This is a genomic window from Clostridium sartagoforme (assembly GCF_004794105.1).
Classification (GTDB): domain Bacteria; phylum Bacillota; class Clostridia; order Clostridiales; family Clostridiaceae; genus Clostridium; species Clostridium sartagoforme_B.
On record NZ_SRYR01000016.1, the window covers coordinates 1 to 19,642 of the forward strand.

Here is a 19,642-nt window from a genome sequence, read left to right on the forward strand (position 1 = left end):
ATTGACCCGTTCACGGGATCGTCGGTAAAAAGTAGCAAATAGGAAAACCACCCGACGAGGGTGGTAGCTGAAACTGTTTTGCGATTGGCAGTTATTCAGAGCACGAGTAGTGCCGCCAGTATCATGCCCTTATAGGGCTTAATCAAGCCACCAGCTAAGCTGGTGGTACATGACTAATATATTAATTGGAAATTATATTTTTAGTCATCTTTTGAATGTCTTTCTCCTATTTGGAAATCATCAGCATGTTCAAACATATATGAAACACTAATAGGATCATCACCAGTTAACTTTTTAAAATCATCTGTAAAAGTATCCATTTTTCCAAGTCTAATAGCTTGTGCAAATGTAACCATACCATCACTTGAGAATGGTGCTTCAGAATCTTCATCAAAAATCCCATCTGTTGTTCTAGGTACACCCATTGCATCCCATATTTGATAGTTTTCTTCATCAGTAATTTCTTGATAAGAAATATGATTTCCTGTTGCTTCATTACCATATTCAATAAAATCAGAAATAGTCATTAATTCTAAACCATTAATATTTAGAATGGCTTCATGGTATTCACTACCTCTATGTAAAGCATAAGCAACTGCTTTACCACAGTCAACTCTAGAAATATAGGCCATCTTACCATCACCCTGAGAATTCTTTAATACACCATCACCCTTAACATATGTAAAATAGTTTGTAATCATTGCTTCAGCATATTGAGAATTTCTTAAGAAAATGTAATCTAATCCAGCATCTTTTATATAATTTTCTGTATAAATATGATCTTTCTTTTCGACACTTGGATTAGTTTCATCTGCAGCATTTACTAAAGAAGTATAAATAATTTGTTTCACTCCAGCAGCTTTAGCAGCATCTATAGCTTGACGATGAGCCTTTTGTCTTTTAGGACCAACGAATGGCATAGAGATTAATGCTAATCTGTCAGCATTAGCAAATGCTTCTTTTAAGCCTTCTGTTTTGTTAAAGTTTGTAATATGTGTTTCAATACCCATGTCAGCATATTTTTTTAAAACATCAGGATTATATCCACAAAAAATTAAGTTATCTTTAGTTTCTATTTCTAATAATTTTTTAGCAGCAATACTACCTAGATTGCCATCAACACCAGTTAATAATAATTTACCCATATTTTCTCTCCTTTTTCTTTTGATAAATATATTATAACTAATATCAGTATCATTCAATAATTCTAAATAATAATAAGCTATTCTATTTTTGAATAATATCTAATAATAAAGAAATAGATTCATTATGATTACTTTTTAAATAACCTAATTCTATTTGAAAAGTATGTGTAGAATTCTTAATAGGTATCTTTCTAAGTTCTAAAGAAAAATCATTTAATTTATAATTGTCAGGAATAAAACCAATTAAATCATCAACAATAATCTGAATCATTTCAGAATCAAAATCATGGGCAGTCTTTTGAATGATAGGGAAATATCCATCTTTTTGACTCTTCTCTATCATCTTATCATAGGATTTACCAATAATATTTTTATCTAACATAATTAAAGGATAATTATACAATTGCTCATTAGTAATTTCACTTTCATCATATAAAGGATGATTACTACTCACAATAGCATTGTAATAACCACTATACAAGGAATATGTTTCAATATCCTTTTCTTTATCAAATTCCGAATCAATTGTAATAACAATATCATATACTCCAGCATGTAAAGCATTTGCTAAATCTTTCATCAAAACTTGTTTGAAAATAAGATTAATATGAGGATATTTTTTCTTAAAGGTCATGATATAAGGAAGAATCATCTGCGCTTCTACAACTGATGTATAAGCAATTTTTAAAGGAATACTTTGCTTATTATGAAAAGATGCCATCACCTCTTGCATTTTTAAGTATTGTTCATAAATGAGTTTAGCTTCTTTGTAAAACAATTCACCAGCTGTAGTAGGCTTTACAGGTGTAACACTACGATCAAATAATTGAATATTGAACTCTTTTTCTAATGAGTTAATATATTGAGTAATAGATGTTTGAGAAATATAGTTCATTTTTGCAGTCTTAGTATAGCTACCACAATTATATAAATCAATAAATGCTTTAATCTTTTCTATTTTCATATAAATTCCTTTCATATAAATTCTTCTGTTTTGTTATTATATCGTTTTCTATTTTAAAAACACGAATAAGTGTTGGTGTTTAATATCCTTATAATAACTGATTTTAATTCCTTATTTTCTAATTTTCTTAAAGATTTAGTTTTTTACACTATAGTTCTTTCTTAACTAAATATTATTTTACTTAGTTTGATTTAATGTGTCTACTATTTTATAATAACACCAAAATTGCAGATTCTTGGGCTTTGTTATTTCAAAACACTTGAATAGTATAAATGGATTGAGGCTGGAAGAGCTTCTTGGTATAATTAATTGTGTGAGATGAAGAATATTTTTATTTAAAGATTATGAAAGAGGGTAATGGGATGTCACAGATAACAAAAAAAGCTTTGGTAGCTTCCTTAAAGAATTTACTTCTAAAAAAACCATTAAATAAGATTACAATTAACGATATTACTGAAGATTGTGGTGTGAATCGAATGACATTTTATTATCATTTTCAGGATATTTATGAGCTGATTGATTGGGCATGTGAAGAAGATGCGAATAAAGTGTTAGAGGGTAAAAAGGCTTATGCGACATGGCAAGAGGGATTTTATAATATTTTTATGGAAGTAAGTAATAATAAGCCATTTGTAATGAATGTATATCATTCTCTAAGTCGTGAAAATATTGAGAATTACTTATATAAGTTAACATATCAGTTGCTTATAGATGTTGTAGAAGAAATGGCAAAAGATATACCCGTCAGAGAAAAGGACAAATGTTTTATAGCTAATTTTTATAAGTACTCTTTTGTTGGATTAGTTCTTAACTGGATTAAGAATGATATGCAAGAAGATCCAGAAGAAATTATTAAAGAGCTTACTATGCTGATGCAGGGGAATATTTTAAATGCCCTAGAGAATTATCGAACTGACAAAACTAAACAAAGTTAATAAAATGATTAAAAATTCTACAAATAAGCCTCTATGATAAAAAAATTATCATAGAGGCTTTTTTGCTGATGGTGAAGAATTCAAAAAGCTTATATAGTAAGGTTAATAAAAGAAATATAGTAAATAAAAATATTGAATGGAGGAATTAGATATGTATTATTCAAGTGGAAATTATGAAGCTTTTGCAAGGCCACAAAAGCCAGAAGGAGTAGACCATAAGTCAGCATATATTGTTGGGACTGGACTTGGAGCATTAACTGCAGCTTGCTATTTAGTACGTGACGGACAAATGAAAGGAGAACATATTCACATCTTTGAAAAAGATCCTATTCCAGGTGGGGCTTGTGATGGATTTGAGTATGCAGGACTTGGATATGTAATGCGTGGTGGAAGAGAAATGGACAATCATTTCGAAGTAATGTGGGATTTATTCCGTTCAATTCCATCAATTGAAACAGAAGGTGTTAGTGTCCTAGATGAATATTATTGGTTAAATAAGAAGGATCCCAATTATTCTTTATGTCGTGCTACTATAAATCGTGGTGAAGATGCACATACAGATGGAAAATTTAATATATCAGATAAGGGTGCAATGGAAATTATGCATTTATTCTTCACACCAGATGAAAAGTTATATGACAAGAAGATAACAGACTTCTTTGATGATGAAGTATTAGAATCAAACTTCTGGTTATATTGGAGAACTATGTTTGCCTTTGAAAATTGGCATAGTGCTTTAGAAATGAAGTTATATATTAAACGTTACATTCATCACATTGGAGGATTACCAGATTTTAAGGCACTTAGATTTACCAAATATAATCAATATGAATCAATGATACTTCCTATGATTAAATATTTGGAAGGCTTTAATGTACAATTCCATTTCAATACAAAGGTTGTTAATGTAGAATTTGATATTAAACCTGGTAAGAAATTAGCCAAGAAAATAGAACTTTTAGTAGATGGAAAAACAGAATATGTTGGCCTTACTGAAAATGATCTTGTATTTATTACAAATGGTGGATGTGTAGAAAATTCTAGTCTTGGATCACAAAATGAGCCAGCTATATTTAATCCTGAAATTAAGCCAGGTGGTGGCTGGGATATGTGGAGAAAGATTGCAGCACAAGATCCGTCCTTTGGTAATCCAGATAAATTCTGTTATGATGCAGAAAAGTCTAATTGGATGAGTGCAACTGTTACTACACTAGATCAAAAAATTGTTCCGTATATTAAGAAGATTTGTAAGAGAGATCCATTCTCAGGTAAAGTTGTAACAGGTGGAATTGTTACTGTAAAAGATTCTAACTGGTTATTAAGTTGGACATTTAATAGACAACCACAATTTAGAACACAACCAAAAGATCAACTTGTTGGCTGGATTTATGGTTTATTTAGCGATAAGCCAGGTAACTATGTAAAGAAGACTATGAGAGAGTGTACAGGTAAGGAAATTTGTATGGAATGGTTATATCATCTTGGAGTTCCAGAAGCAGAAATAGAAGAATTAGCTACTAATAGTGCAAACACAATTCCATGTATGATGCCATATATTACTACATTCTTTATGCCACGTGCAGCAGGGGATAGACCAAATGTAGTACCAGAAGGTTCAGTAAATTTTGCATTCCTTGGACAGTTTGCAGAAACACCAAGAGATACAATATTTACAACTGAATATTCAATGAGAACTGGTATGGAAGCAGTATATACATTGCTTAATGTTGATCGTGGTGTACCAGAAGTATGGGGAAGTACATTTGATGTTCGTGACTTACTAAATGCAACAGTTAAGCTTAGAGATGGAAAAGCTGCTACTGATATGGAGTTGAGTTTAGTTCAAAAAATTGCAGTTAAAGAAGGCTTAAAGAAGATAGCAGGAACAGATATTGAAAAATTATTGAAGAAATATAATGTGATTTAATTCCTATATTAAATATGAAATGGCAGATAATCTTAATGGTTATCTGCTATTTTATATCTAAATAATATAATGTTTGTATATGTTATTAATGTACAAAGAAATTCTTCATTCATATAAAAGATATTTAAAAATAGTCAAGGTATTCATATATTAACCTTGCTTTTAAGTCTACTTTATTGACAACCATATTTTGGAGGTATATTATTATCTATAAATTAAAACTTGGGCATTAAAAATTAAAGTAATGGAGGAAGTAAAAAGGGGGCAAAATTATGAGTTCATTGGAACTGATTAATATGAAAGTAAAATCATTTATAGTATTCAATAAGATATTTGAGGACAAGGTTATGAAATCATTTATTAATATGATTGATGTTAAGGAAAGTAGTACTATAGAAAAGGTTGAAAAGTATAGCAGCTTTGTTCGTGAGCTTTTTGAAAAAAATGAGAGTTTTTCTGAGTATATTTGGCAGCTTATTGTATTTGATGAAAATATCTATATTCGTAAATTATCTAATAAGGAAGATGTTTCTGAGATGTTAGAAAGATGTGTGAAGCATGAACTTGAAACCTTGCAGGAAATTTCAAGAATAACATCTAGGGAGATAAAAGATGAGATTGGTTGTGATATATTCCTGCCAGAATGGACAACTAGCTTAGATTATGATTTTAAGATAATGTATCAGAATAGAATGGAGAATTTATTTACCTTAGGATACGGTATTTATGCAAATAATATTATGTTTACTTATAATAATGGGGGAATAGTACCTGCAAAATATCCTGATAGTATTAGATTATCAAGCCATATTGGATATGAAAGGCAGCAAAAAAGAATAATTGATAATACTTATGCTTTTTTGAAAGATAAACCAGCTGCTAATGTTCTTTTATATGGGGACGCAGGAACAGGTAAATCCTCTACAATAAAGGCAATAGTTAATGAGTTTGCTGATATAGGCTTAAGGATGATAGAAGTTAGAAAAGGGGATTTGCTTAAATTGCCTGAATTAATAGAGAAACTTGCCAATAATCCTTTAAAATTTATTATATTTATTGATGACTTATCCTTTGCAAAAAATAATGAAGAAATTGGAGCTTTAAAGGCAATTTTAGAAGGTTCAGTATCTGGTAAAACGGAAAATGTAGTGTTATATGCAACAAGTAATAGACGTCATTTAGTTCAGGAATCCTTCTCTGATAGAGATGGAGATGATATCCATAGAAATGAAACAATACAAGAGCAAACATCATTATCTGATAGGTTTGGATTAGCTATATGTTTCTCTAAGCCAGATAAAAAAGAGTATCTTGATATTATTCATGGATTAGTAAAAGAGTATAAGATTAAAGATATTGAAAATCTTGATATACTTGCAGAGCGCCATGCTATGGAGAGGGGAGGACGTTCAGGAAGAACAGCTCGTCAATTTGTGGAGTATTTAAAAAGTATACAAGAATGATATAAAAAGCTAGGTTGCTATGATGCATTGCAAGATGAAGAATAGATGGGCTTATAAGTAAATTATAGAATAATAAATTAGGAACTTCCCTTTATTAAAGAATTAGATTATTAGATAATTCAAAACTTAAGGGAGGTTTTTTTATTTTGTAGAATAGTAAGAAAATGAAAATTAATATGAATAAACATTGATATCATAGTAACAAAATGAACATGAATCAAATATTATATATTATGTAACAAATGAGGAGGAATTTAAGCTATGAATAATTATGATAAGCAAAGGCACGTTCATGAGTTTGTTGGTAGTGTAAGATTAGCTGAACTTAATAGTGATGATGTTCATAATCATCGTTTTGCTGGAGTTACTGGACAAGCTATTCCTTGTAAGGGAAGTCATATTCATCGTATAACAACTAGAACAGATTTCTTTAATGACCATTTTCATATTATAGATGTATTTACAGGTCCTGCAATACAAGTAGGGAAGGGTAGACATGTTCACTTTGTTTATGCAGTTACAAGAGAAAGTGATGGCCATAGGCATGCATTTATAATTGCTACTTTAATTGAAAATCCTATAGGAGAGAACGATCATTGCTAAGAGGAATTAATATAGTCTTTAAGTAATAAAATAATTAGGATTTAATAAATTATTATTTACGAAAAGTTTAAGATAGTGGATGTATTATAGATTTATATCCTCTATCTTTTTTTATTATAAATAATAGTATATATGCTCAAATAAATAATCTGCATCCTATGTGATTATATAACTTTAAGTAAAAAAATCCAAAAATTCACCCAATAATTTGAAATTATGGATATTTTAATTTGTATATAAGTTAAGCATACAATTTTATGTGTCAATTATTTTATATATTAAATATAACTTAATAATGCGTAAAAATTTTATTATAACTTATATATATATGCAAAAAAGCTATATCTCTGAATTTTGGAAAAACAAAGATATAGCTACTATATTTCTAAACTAATAATATCGATATTTTATTAAAATACTATACTTATCTGTATTTTCTAGAAGATTCATATTTATTTTTACAATTTTTGAAGTGATCTTCGTAATTGTAATCATAGTCTTTATCATAGTCTTTTTTACAATGGTCTTCATGCTTTCTTTCACAACCACAGTGTTTATCATCTACTTCACGCCAAGTGCCATTATATCTACAATCTCTATCATGTTTTTCTTCTTTTCTTTCGCAGCCACAGTGCCTATCATCTACTTCACGCCAATTACCATTGTTTTTGTGATCTTTATGGCAATCATCTTTGTCATGTTTTTTTTCTTTTTTATAGCATTTACAGTAGATTTCATAAGAGTCTTTTTCTTTTTCTTTACAACCGTAGTCTTTATCTTCGTGTTTCTTGCAATAGTCATTGTATTTTCTGTCTTCTTTTTCATAATCGCAATAATCTTTTCTAGGTTTTTCTTCTTTATGATGACACTTACAGTAGTCATCATAATCTTTTTCTTTATCATTTTTACAATGATCTTTATGAGGTTTTTCTTTCTCTACATAGCATTTACAATAACATTTGATTTCACGTTTTTCTTTTTTATCATCATGTTTCTTTTCACAATGATGATGTTTCTTTTCTTCTTTCTTATTACAGTAGTCATCATAGTCTTTATCTTCATATTCGCAATAAGAATCTTTTTTCTCATCTTTATCACAATAGCAATTCTCATCTTTATCATGAGATTTTTCATTATAATTTTCATCATCAAAGTAAATATAGAAATTATTATTTGAATCTTTGTTTCCCATGCTCAATCATTCCTCTTTAGTTAAATATATTTGGAACTGTAGAAAAGGGGCTTTAATTAAAAAGTCAATTTATCATCAATCCACAGTACCATATTCTATACTATGTTAAATTTAATCTAAATGTTACTAATTGAAAGGGTGAATATAAGAGTAAAGGGATAAAAAAATTATTTAATAAAGCCTCTATTTTTCATTCTTTTCATATCATAAAATAGTCCCATACCCGTGGAAAGTTTTCCAAAGCCAAGACTTTCGTAGAAACCTTCTTTTCCGGGAGAAGCATATAAAATAAAGTTGCAGGAAGGTGCTTGACTAATTATATTTTCTAATATTAATTTGCCTATCCCTTTACCTTGATATTCTGGTAGGATGGCAACATCATAAATAGAAGCTTGTCTAACACCATCTGAAATGGCTCTACCAAAGCCTATTAGTTTATCATTATCCAAAATGAAAATAGCAATTTCACTATTTTCAAAAGACTTTTTATGAATTTCAGCATTTACATATGACATTCCAACAGTTTTTAATATATTCCTAACTTCCTGCCAATTAATATTAATGCAATCAGTTTGAATTTTTATTTTCATAATCTATATCTCCTTTCAAATACTAAGGTTAATTTCACTGTATTATAGATCAATAATTAAAAAGTGATTTTATCTAAAATGAAATAAAAGTTTTTCATTAAGGTAAATTAATCATGAAGTAGCATTTTCTTATACTTACTAGGGCTAATTCCTATAACGTTTTTAAATAATTTGGAAAAATGTTGTAAATCTCCAAGACCAACACTTAAGGAGATATCAGTTAATGATTTATCAGTGGTCATCATTAAGTCTATAGACTTATTAATTCTATAAATATTTAAGTATTGGAGTACTGTTAAATTAGTTTCCTTATAAAATAACTTACTTAAATATCGAGATGATATATTAAGATAATTTGCAATATCGGATATTAATATTTTTTCAGAATAGTTTTCTTTTATATATTTGAAGGCAAGAAAAACATAGCGTGGAGTAATTTCTGTTTCATAAGTTAAAAGCAATGAGGATATAGTTTCTTTTCTCATAAAATATATTAATACTTCTATTAAATGAAGGGTACTTAGAATTTCTGAAAACTGCTGAGGATTATTTACTTCATCAACAATGGAATAGAGTAATGAAATCATAGCCTTGTCAGCTGTAGATTTATAGTAGTTATTTATTGATTCTAAAATAGAGAACAAATCTATGTTAAGGTTTTCTTTATTGACCAAAATAGAACCCAGCATATATGGATCGAAATGAATATGAATGAACTTGCAAGGAATATCTGTATCTAAGTAAAAAGAATGAACGGTATTTGGAAATATTATAATAATATTGCCAGCATCACCAACTACAGTTTCTTTTCCAATATCCATTTTACAAGAACCAGATATAAAGTAATAGATTTCAATACTTTGATGTATATGCTTTGGGAAAAAATAAAAATTGCATCTTTCTTGAATATTAGCATTTAAAATTATGTTTTTATTTATTGATATTGAATTATAAGATATTATACCTAAATCAATTTGACTCATTTTAAATCCTCCTCTTTATTTTATTCCGTATTATCCAAGTTTGATATTAAAGCGGACTTTATCATATAAGAAAAAAAAGTAAATAGTTAGTATAATAATTATAATACAAATAAAGTTAATATTAAAATAGAATTAATGAGTAGGAGGGGAAGATATAATGAAGAAAAAATTTAAGCTACCTATGCTAATAATATTATCAGGAATAATGGTACTAGTTGTATTCTTTTTTGTAATTAATAGTAGTAATTTAAAAATTAGTATTTCAGGTGTTGAGATTGATGAAGACGAATACATAAATACTATGAATAGTAAGAAGTACGAGATTACTCAATATTTTATATCAAAGTATGGGGCAAAAATAACAAGTGACTTTTGGGAAACTGAATTTAATGGAGAATATCCTTATAAAATGCTAGCGGATAGCACTATGGATGAATTATTAGTAAGACATAGTATTTACCAATTAGCAGAAGAAAAGGGGTATGTAGATTCTGCAGAGTATAAAGATTTTATAAATCGTTTAAATAATGAAAATAAGGCAAGAGAAGAAAAAATAAAGAATGGAGTACCGGTTTATGGGCTATCTAATTTTACTGAAGATCTTTATTTAGAGTATGAAACAGATCAGCTTCAAAAGACATATTGTGAAGACTTAAATAATGAGGGAATGGAAATTTCATTAGAGGATGCTACAAGGTATTATGATGAAAATAAAGATTCTTTATTTGTAAAGAATGATGATTTTGAGCTATCTTATGTAAAGGTATACTATGCGTCTTTAGGATTATCTGAAGATGAAGTTAAAGAGATAAAGAACAGAATGATAGAGGGAAGTAAAAAGATTGATGATAATAACTCCTTATCAGATTTAGTGGAAAATGATGAAATATTAAAAGACTATTTTACTCATGAATCTATTTTATCAGGGGAGTTATCTGCAAAAGCTAAAGCTATAGGAGATGTATTAGATATTGCTATGGACCTTAATAAAGGCGATGTAACACAAGTGATTGATGAAAATGGATGCTTATATTTAGTTCAATGCATCAATCGAGTAGACTACGACTACATACCATATGAGGAGGTGAGGGATAATATTAATAAAGCTATACGCGAAGAGCGATACGATAATATTATTGCAAGTCGTGTTGACAGTTTAGAAGTTAATAGTGATATTAACAAGGTTTATAATTTTACAAAGAAAAATGTAAAATAGGAGGTAGGATATGAGAAGTAAGAGGTTATTTAGGGTTATTTGTTTAGCATTATCTTTTGGAATAGTTAGTTCTTTATTCCCGAAAGATGTTTTTGCAATAGATGAATCAACTCGTACCTCTGGAAGAGATTACTACATAAGTAGTCTTAAAGGGGATAATAGTAATGATGGGTCAACAGAGAAGAAGGCATGGGAAACGTTAGACAAGCTTGAAGAGGTAGATCTACAACCAGGGGATAGAGTATTATTGGAATCTGGATCTGTATTTAATGGGTTCATACATTTAAAAGATGTTAGTGGTACAGCAGAAAATCCAATAGAAATTACAAAGTATGGTGGAGAAGAAAAGCCTATTATTAACGGAAATGGAGAAGGAATTTGGTATCAAGATTACATTGAGCCATTGGACAATGCTGGACATAGAGGCAAGGGATATGTATCATCAACAATTTTACTTTATGATACAGATTTTATTAAAATAAACAACTTAGAAATTACAAATGAATCTGATGATTTTAATTATTTAAGTGAAGGAGATAAGGTTTCACAAAGAATGGACCGTACAGGGGTTGCAGGTATTGCAAAGAATGGCGGAACAATGGAATCTATCCAATTAGAGGACTTATATATTCATGATGTTGATGGAAACATTCAAGACAAGCATATGAACAATGGTGGAATACAAATGAATGTATTAAAACCTGATAATGAAGCTGAAACTGGCATTGCAAGATATCAAGATATCTTAATTAAAGGATGTCATGTTAAGGATGTATCTCGTGCAGGAATCGTTGTAGGATATACTTACAATCATTCAAAATTTAATGGTGCAGCTCTTAATGATGAAACAGTTAAGAAATACGGACATACAAATATTTTAATTGAAGAAAATTATGTTCAAAACTCTGGAAATGATGCAATAGTTTCAATGTACGCATATCAACCAGTAGTTCAAAAGAATGTTTCAGATAAAGCAGGAGTTGACATGCTAGAATACAGCTACTGGCAAAATTTCTGTGCTGCAATATGGCCATGGAAGACTAAAGATGCTATATTCCAAAATAATGAGGCATTTGATACAGTTGGAGACAATAATGGTGATGGACAGGCGTGGGATATTGATTGGTCTGATGGAACAATATATCAATACAACTACAGCCATAACAATGGTGGTGGATCTATGCTTATATGTTTAAATGAAGCATATAATGGTGTATTCCGTTATAATATTAGCCAAAATGATTTAAAATCCTTAATTACATTTCAAGGAAATCCATTAGCTAAAATATATAATAATGTATTTTATGTAGATGGTGATTTAACTACTAGAGTGCACCATCCAGCAACAGGTAATAAGGATAGTGGTGCAGGTTATTTAGCAAATAATATTTTCTATAACACTAGTACAGGTAATCCAAATGATCCGTGGGAGCCATCTAATAATAAGCAATTTACAAATAATATATACTATGGATATAATTCAGTTCCAAGTACTGATAAATTTGCAATTACAAAAGATCCTATGTTTGTAAATCCAGGATCAGCACCAACATCTACAACTGGAAAAGTACATGATGTAAGTGCATTTGAAGGATACAAATTGCAAGATGGTTCACCAGCTATTAATGCAGGAGTATATGTACCAGGTAGTGGAGATAAAGATTTCTTCGGTAATGAAATAGGTTTAATTCCTGATATAGGAATACATGAAAAAAATATTAGTGATGAGTCTTCTGTAAATGAAATATACTCTAATACTTATGCCATTAAAGAAAGTAGTATAGAAGGAGTACCACAAAAGACATCTGTAAAAGATTTCTTAGGTAATTTCAAATATTCTAATGGTGTAAAATTAGAAGTTTTTAATGGAAATTCAATAGTAGAAGAAAATTCATTTATTAAAAATGGATATAAGTTAAAGGTTACTTTTATTGATAATAGTACTAAGGAATATTTAATAATAGTAAATAGAGAATTCGTAGAATATTCAATAGAGGGTATGACTGCTGATGATGGAAGCCATCAAAGTGGAAACTCAACAGAAGGTCCAGGAAGTTTTGCTATAGATAACAATTTATCAACTATGTGGCATACAAACTGGAATGGATCTAACCGTGAAGATACTTGGATTAGTATTGACATGGGAGAAGTTAAACCTATATCTATGCTTAAATATACTCCAAGAAGAAGCATAGCTAATGGTATCATAACTAAATATTCTATTTATGTAAAAGAAAATGAAAATGATCAATGGACTAAGGTTGAAACTGAAAGTAATGTTTGGGAAAGAAGTATAGCAGATAAATATGCATACTTTAATACTATTAATGCTAGATATGTAAAACTGCATGCAGAGGAAAGTTACACAACAACAAGTAATATTTACGCTTCAGCTGCAGAGATAAGATTAGGCGTTGAAAAAATTGATGAGGAGGTGAGATAGTATGATAAAGAAAATATTTTCTATAGCAGTAACATGTACCATGCTATTTCAAATGTTTAGCCCTTCATTAGAAGTTAAAGCAGAAACAACAAAGAAAGAATCAGTAGGAACTACTTATTATGTAAGTACCTTAGATGGTAATGATAATAATGATGGATTATCAGAAGATAAAGCTTTTTATAGCTTAGAAAAAATCAATGACATTGTCTTAAAACCTGGAGATAAAGTTCTTTTAGAAGCAGGTTCTGTTTTTACAAATGGATTCTTACACATCCAAGGTAGTGGTTCAGAGGAAGCACTAATTGAGATTGATAAATATGGTGAAGGAAGTAATCCTAGGATTGATACAAATGGACAAGGAATTTGGTATCAAGACTTTGGGAAACAATTAGATAGTGCAGGTCATAAGTACAAAGGCTATGTTTCTTCATCAATACTATTATATGATGTTGAATACATTAGTATAAAGAATTTAGAAATTACAAATAATGCTCCTGAAATAGAAGCTAAATATAATTATTTGCACACTATGAATCGTACAGGCGTTGCAGCTGTTGCTCAAAATAAGGGTACAATAGATAGTATTTATTTAGATGGATTAAATATTCATGACGTTATTGGAAACGTTTATGATAAGCATATGAATAATGGTGGAATTTACTTTACAGTATTTAAGCCTAAGAATGAATCTGAAACTGGGATATCTAGATACAATGATATTAAGATTGAAAACTGTATTGTAGATAACGTTAACCGTTGGGGAATAGCAGTTGGATATACAGCTTATTGGGATAAGTTCCTAGGTGGTGAGATTTCAGATGAAGTAATAGCAAAGTATGGTTCAACTAAAGTTGAAATTAGAAATAACTATATAAAAGATCCAGGCGGAGATGCTATTACTACTATGTATTGTGATAGACCGATCATAGAGTACAATGTATCAGATGGAGCTGCAAGGCAGATTAATACAACAGATTACTCTGAGACTGGATCAGGTAGAGTAGCAGCTGCTGTTTGGCCTTGGAAATGTAAAGATGCAGTATTCCAATATAATGAAGTTTTTGATACTGCTGTGAATCAAGATGGTCAAGCTTGGGATGCAGATTCAGGAGATGGAACTATTTATCAATATAACTACAGCCATAATAATGGTGGTGGAGCTGTTATGATTTGTGCTGGAGAAGCTGTTAATACAGTTTTTCGTTATAATATCAGCGAAAATGATTTAGCTGGTGTATTAAACTTACCATATCACCCTAAAGCAGAGATATATAATAATACATTCTATATTAAAGAAGGGGTACCATTTATTCGTCCTGGTATGACAGGGGGAGTTGCAGTTGTAGAAAATAATATTATTTATAATGCAGGTGCTGAAAAGGAAGAAGATTGGACAAGAGGAAATAGTAAAGTAACTTATAGTAATAATTTATATTACAACTATAAAAATATACCTACTGATGATACAGCAGCAGTTATAGGAGATCCTAAATTTGTTGATGGAGGAAGTGCTCCAGATGCTTATACTGGTATTACTCCAAGTAGCGACGAAAAAATAACACATGATATAAGTGCATTTGATGGATATAAGTTAGAAGATGATTCACCAGCAATTAATGCAGGAAAGTTTATTGCTAATAATGGGGGACTTGATTTCTTTGGAAATAAGGTATCCGGAACACCAGATATTGGAGCTTATGAATCAAAGGTTGCTTCTTTAGATCTTTATTCATCTGTATATGAAATAAATAGTGAAGATGGTAGCATTGCAGGTATTGAAAAAGATGTATTAGTTAAGGATTTCTTAAAGGATTTATCATATGATGATTCAGCTATTTTAGTTATTAAAGATAAAAATGGAAAGACATTAAATGATAATGACATAGTAACAGTAGGAAGTAAGGTTATATTATCTGCAAATAGTAAAACAAAGGAATATACTATTTCAGCTAATGTAGACAACTCTATTAAAGATAGTATATATATGGTAAAAGAAGATACTAAGACTGTATATCTACCAAGTTTAGAGAATAACCCAACAACAATAGAGGAAGTTTTAGAAGGAATAACAGTTCATAGTACAGCTACTGTTAAAGTATTTAATGGAGATGTAGAAGTAAAAGACGGAAAGATTGAAAATGGAATGACATTAAAAGTAACAGCTGAAAATGGTGATGAAAATTCATATTCTATTGAAGTGAAAAATAGTTATCAATGGGCTTTAGACTATACAGGAAAGCAAGGTAATATTTGGTTTGCTCAAAAGAAGGCAAATGGAGTATATAGTAATTTAACAAATTATGATGGAACTTATCCAATGTGGAATGGTAATAACTATGGTGGAGTTGGAATTGATGAAGCTAATCATTCAGTAGTGCCAACTGATGCAACACATGGATTGTTAATTGATACTTTAGGAACATCAGGACGTGAAGAAGGACATTCTATGGTTTATAGAGCTCCTAAGTCTGGTACAATTACTTTATCAGTTAAGGATGATGAACCATATTTACGTCAAGCTGGTAATAGTGGCGGAAAAGTTAAGTTAAGCTTTACTCATAATGGGGAAGAAATTAGCTCATATGAATTAGCAGAAAGCTTTGCTAAGATTGATGTAGAAGCTATGGAAATCAATGTTAATAAGGGTGATCTTATTCGTGTAGAAGCACAAAATATTGATAATCCAACAAAACCATCTATTCATATTACACCACAAATTCAATATCAAGATGTTGAAGTAGCTGATGCAGAATCACCAACAGTACCAACAGAAATAATAGCTGAGAATATAACAGAAAATACTGCAGATATCAGCTGGACAGCATCAACAGACAATATAGGTGTTGTAGGATATGAAGTATATAATGGTGATACTTTAATAGCAACAGTTAATGATGGAACATCAGTTAAAGTAACTGGACTTACAGCAGGAACAGAATACACTTTAAGTGTAAAAGCTGTTGATGCAGCTGGAAATAAATCAGAGGCTGGTACAGTAACATTTAAAACAATAGAAATAAAAGAAGTTGATAAAACTGAATTAGGAAAAGTTATAGAGTATGCTGAAGAGGTTAAGGCAGAGGGAGCTCTTGAAGATGTTGCTCCAGCAGTAGTTAAGGAATTTGAAGAAGCATTAGAAAATGCTAAGGCTGTTTTAGCAGATGAAAATGCTACAGAAGATGAAGTAAAAGCAGCTTCTGAGAGATTAATTGATGTAATTCATATGCTAGAATTCAAGATAGGTGATAAAGAACAGCTCGAAAAGTTAGCTCAAATAATAAATGCTTTAGATGAAAGCAAATATATACCATCAACTTGGTCTAAACTTCAAGATGAACTTAAAAAAGCTAATAAAGTATTAGCAGATGAAAATGCAATGGAAAAAGAAGTGAAAGAGGCTTATAACAAATTAATCAAAGCTTATTTAGACTTAAGATTAATACCAGATAAATCTAAGCTTGAAGAATTAATAAATAAAGCTGAAGCAATAGATACATCTAAGTACACTAAGAAAAGTGTTAATGCACTTAATAAACAATTAAAAAATGCTAAGGAAGCTTTAGATAATAAAGAAGCTACTCAAAAAGAGGTAGATGAAGCATCAAAGGGCTTAGAATTAGCTTTAGATGGCTTAGAATTAGTAGAAGGAAATAACAACAATAATAATGGCAACAATAATAACGGTAATAATGGAAATAATAGTGGCAACAACGGAAATAATAGCAGTAATAATGGAAATGGTACAACTAATAATGGGAATAGTGATACAGCTGGTAAGGGTAAATTACCTGCAACAGGTGGTACTTCAACATTTGCATTAGTAGGAGTAGCAACATTACTTCTTGGTGCTGGTTCAGTATTAAGAAGAAGAAAGTAATTTAAAATATTTAGGGTCCTATGGAGAAATCTATAGGGCCTTACTATTTATAAATTAATATATCAAAATTTAAGTGAATCTATAAGCTTATTGGTTAATTAGTAAATCACAATAAAAGAGTTGTTATTGATAAAGATAACATTGCGCAGAAGTCTTTAATATTGTGGATGGGATGATGATAAAGGAAGAAATTCAAGTGATATGACTTTTAATGATTCTTGTTTAGTGAAAAGATATCTAGATTAACATAAAGGCTTATCTGATGAATACTAATATGATGAAGCTTACTTTAAATAAATTATTATAATTAGAAATAAAAATAAAAATGATTTTAAAACAGTGAAAATGATTATAATATTAATGTAAATTATAATAATTGAATTAAAAATATTAAAATAATGAAATGTACTATATAAATTATGATATAATATAGTAGAAAATATCATCGGAATTCCCAGAAGATACGGAGGTTGAACAATGAATAAAGGATTAAAGCTAGACTTATCTAAGGTAGAACCTTATGTAAAGTTAGAACAAGAATTAAATTATATGGAAGCAATGGTTAAGGGTGCTCATGAAACTCTTACAAAGAAAACTGGTGCAGGAAATGACTTTTTAGGTTGGTTAGACTTACCTGTAAATTACGATAAAGAAGAGTTTGACAGAATAAAGAAATCTGCTGAAAAGATTAAAGGAAACTCAGAAGCACTAATAGTTATAGGTATTGGTGGCTCTTATTTAGGACCTAGAGCCGCAATTGAAATGCTAAATAGCAATTTCTACAACGTTCTTGGAAATGATAAGAGAAATACACCAAAGGTATTTTTTGTTGGAAACAATATTAGTTCAACATATTTAGCAGACCTTTTAGATGCAATTGAAGGAATAGATATAAGTGTTAATGTAATATCTAAATCAGGTACTACAACAGAGCCTGCTATTGCATTTAGAGTATTTAAAGATTATATGGAAAAGAAATATGGAGTAGAAGGTGCAAAGGAAAGAATATTTGCAACTACTGATAAGAGCAGAGGTGCTTTAAAATCACTAGCAGATGAAATGGGATATGAAAGTTTCGTTATACCTGATGATGTAGGTGGAAGATTCTCAGTTTTAACTGCTGTTGGATTATTACCAATAGCTGTAGCTGGAATTAATATAGATGAAATGATGCAAGGGGCTGCTGATGCAAGAGAAGCTTATGCAACAGATGACTTTAAGAATAATGATTGTTATAAATATGCTGCAATGAGAAACGTATTATATAACAAGGGAAAAGAAATAGAAATATTAGTTAACTATGAACCAGGTTTACACTACTTCAATGAATGGTGGAAGCAATTATTTGGAGAATCAGAAGGTAAGGATCAAAAGGGAATATTCCCAGCTGCTGTTGATTTTTCAACTGACTTACACTCAATGGGACAATACATCCAAGAAGGAAGAAGAACTATATTTGAAACTGTATTAAATGTAGAAAAAGCAAAGAGAGAAGTAGTTATTGAAAAAGCTGAAGGAGATTTAGATGGATTAAATTTCTTAGCTGGAAAAACTATAGATTTTGTTAATAAGCAAGCATTTAATGGTACATTATTAGCTCATAATGATGGTGGAGTTCCAAATATCGTATTAAATATTCCAGAACTTAGTGCTTACTACTTTGGACAAATGGTTTACTTCTTTGAAAAGGCTTGTGCTATAAGCGGATATCTTTTAGGAGTTAATCCATTTGATCAACCAGGAGTTGAAGCTTACAAGAAAAACATGTTTGCTTTACTTGGAAAGCCTGGATATGAAGAATTAAAAGCTGAATTAGAAGCTAAATTAAAATAATGAGAATAATAGTAGATGGAGATGCCTGTCCAGGTATCTCCATTATTGAAAAAATAGCAAAATCTTACAAGCTGGATTTGATAGTATATTGTGATATAAATCATTATATAGCTTTAGATTATGGAGAAGTAAAGATAGTAGATTCTGGATTTCAAAGTGTAGATATGTATGTAGTTAACACTTGTATAAAAAATGATATTGTTATTAGTCAGGATTATGGTGTTGCAGCTATTTGTCTTGGAAAGGAAGCTTTTGTTATTAATCCTAAAGGATATAATTATACTGATAAGAATATTGATAGATTATTAGAAGAAAGACATATTTCCCAAAAGATAAGAAAAGCGGGTGGAAGAACTAATAATCCTAGAAAAAGGACAAAAGAAGATGATATTAGACTTAAGACTACCTTAGAAAAGATAATAGAATGTAACTTAAGAGAATAAGCTGTAGAAATATAGAAGACGGTTTATT

The 19,642-nt window shown here is 29.9% G+C and carries 14 protein-coding genes; 9 read left to right on the top strand and 5 right to left on the bottom strand.

Annotated features, from left to right (window positions below; all coding sequences use genetic code 11):
* Positions 1–200: 200 nt before the first annotated feature.
* Positions 201–1,145 carry an NAD(P)H-binding protein gene (locus tag E5347_RS15750; RefSeq protein WP_136008182.1) on the bottom strand — a complete coding sequence of 315 codons (945 nt, stop codon included), beginning with the start codon at positions 1,143–1,145 and terminating at the stop codon, positions 201–203.
* An 82-nt stretch (positions 1,146–1,227) separates the two neighbouring features.
* Entirely contained in the window at positions 1,228–2,124 is an 897-nt protein-coding gene (locus E5347_RS15755) for a LysR family transcriptional regulator (protein ID WP_136008183.1), read from the bottom strand.
* A 347-nt stretch (positions 2,125–2,471) separates the two neighbouring features.
* On the opposite strand from E5347_RS15755, the gene E5347_RS15760 reads away from it, so the two are divergent.
* From E5347_RS15760 to E5347_RS15775, 4 genes are all read left to right on the top strand, one after another.
* Positions 2,472–3,044, top strand: coding sequence for a TetR/AcrR family transcriptional regulator (locus E5347_RS15760; protein WP_136008184.1), 573 nt, complete (start codon positions 2,472–2,474; stop codon positions 3,042–3,044).
* A 151-nt stretch (positions 3,045–3,195) separates the two neighbouring features.
* On the top strand, positions 3,196–4,971 hold the full coding sequence (locus E5347_RS15765; RefSeq protein WP_136008185.1) for an oleate hydratase: 1,776 nt from the start codon (positions 3,196–3,198) through the stop codon (positions 4,969–4,971).
* Between the two features lie 272 nt (positions 4,972–5,243).
* Entirely contained in the window at positions 5,244–6,434 is a 1,191-nt protein-coding gene (locus E5347_RS15770; RefSeq protein WP_136008186.1) for an ATP-binding protein, read from the top strand.
* 261 nt (positions 6,435–6,695) lie between these two features.
* The gene (locus E5347_RS15775; protein ID WP_136008187.1) at positions 6,696–7,037 is read left to right on the top strand and encodes a YmaF family protein; all 342 of its coding nucleotides are present in this window, start codon (positions 6,696–6,698) and stop codon (positions 7,035–7,037) included.
* Between the two features lie 424 nt (positions 7,038–7,461).
* On the opposite strand, the gene E5347_RS15780 is transcribed toward E5347_RS15775, so the two are convergent.
* The 3 genes from E5347_RS15780 to E5347_RS15790 form a co-directional block, all read right to left on the bottom strand.
* A complete protein-coding gene (locus E5347_RS15780) occupies positions 7,462–8,229 on the bottom strand; it encodes a hypothetical protein (RefSeq protein WP_136008188.1) in 768 nt (255 codons plus the stop codon).
* A gap of 167 nt (positions 8,230–8,396) precedes the next feature.
* The gene (locus E5347_RS15785) at positions 8,397–8,819 is read right to left on the bottom strand and encodes a GNAT family N-acetyltransferase (RefSeq protein WP_136008189.1); all 423 of its coding nucleotides are present in this window, start codon (positions 8,817–8,819) and stop codon (positions 8,397–8,399) included.
* A gap of 107 nt (positions 8,820–8,926) precedes the next feature.
* A complete protein-coding gene (locus E5347_RS15790) occupies positions 8,927–9,802 on the bottom strand; it encodes a helix-turn-helix domain-containing protein (protein WP_136008190.1) in 876 nt (291 codons plus the stop codon).
* Between the two features lie 157 nt (positions 9,803–9,959).
* Here E5347_RS15790 and E5347_RS15795 point away from each other — a divergent pair, with 157 nt between their 5' ends.
* The 5 genes from E5347_RS15795 to E5347_RS15815 all read left to right on the top strand — a co-directional run bounded on the left by E5347_RS15795 (position 9,960) and on the right by E5347_RS15815 (position 19,614).
* Positions 9,960–11,018 carry a peptidyl-prolyl cis-trans isomerase gene (locus E5347_RS15795; protein ID WP_136008191.1) on the top strand — a complete coding sequence of 353 codons (1,059 nt, stop codon included), beginning with the start codon at positions 9,960–9,962 and terminating at the stop codon, positions 11,016–11,018.
* Between the two features lie 10 nt (positions 11,019–11,028).
* Positions 11,029–13,461, top strand: coding sequence for a discoidin domain-containing protein (locus E5347_RS15800; RefSeq protein ID WP_136008192.1), 2,433 nt, complete (start codon positions 11,029–11,031; stop codon positions 13,459–13,461).
* Between the two features lies 1 nt (position 13,462).
* Positions 13,463–17,338 carry a fibronectin type III domain-containing protein gene (locus E5347_RS15805; protein ID WP_136008193.1) on the top strand — a complete coding sequence of 1,292 codons (3,876 nt, stop codon included), beginning with the start codon at positions 13,463–13,465 and terminating at the stop codon, positions 17,336–17,338.
* 477 nt (positions 17,339–17,815) lie between these two features.
* Positions 17,816–19,171: a glucose-6-phosphate isomerase gene (locus tag E5347_RS15810; RefSeq protein ID WP_136008194.1), complete on the top strand. Its 1,356-nt coding sequence runs from the start codon at positions 17,816–17,818 to the stop codon at positions 19,169–19,171.
* Complete coding sequence (locus E5347_RS15815; protein ID WP_136008195.1) at positions 19,171–19,614, top strand: YaiI/YqxD family protein; 444 nt, start codon at positions 19,171–19,173, stop codon at positions 19,612–19,614. Before E5347_RS15810 ends, E5347_RS15815 begins: the two co-directional genes overlap by 1 nt.
* The last annotated feature ends 28 nt before the right edge of the window (positions 19,615–19,642 follow it).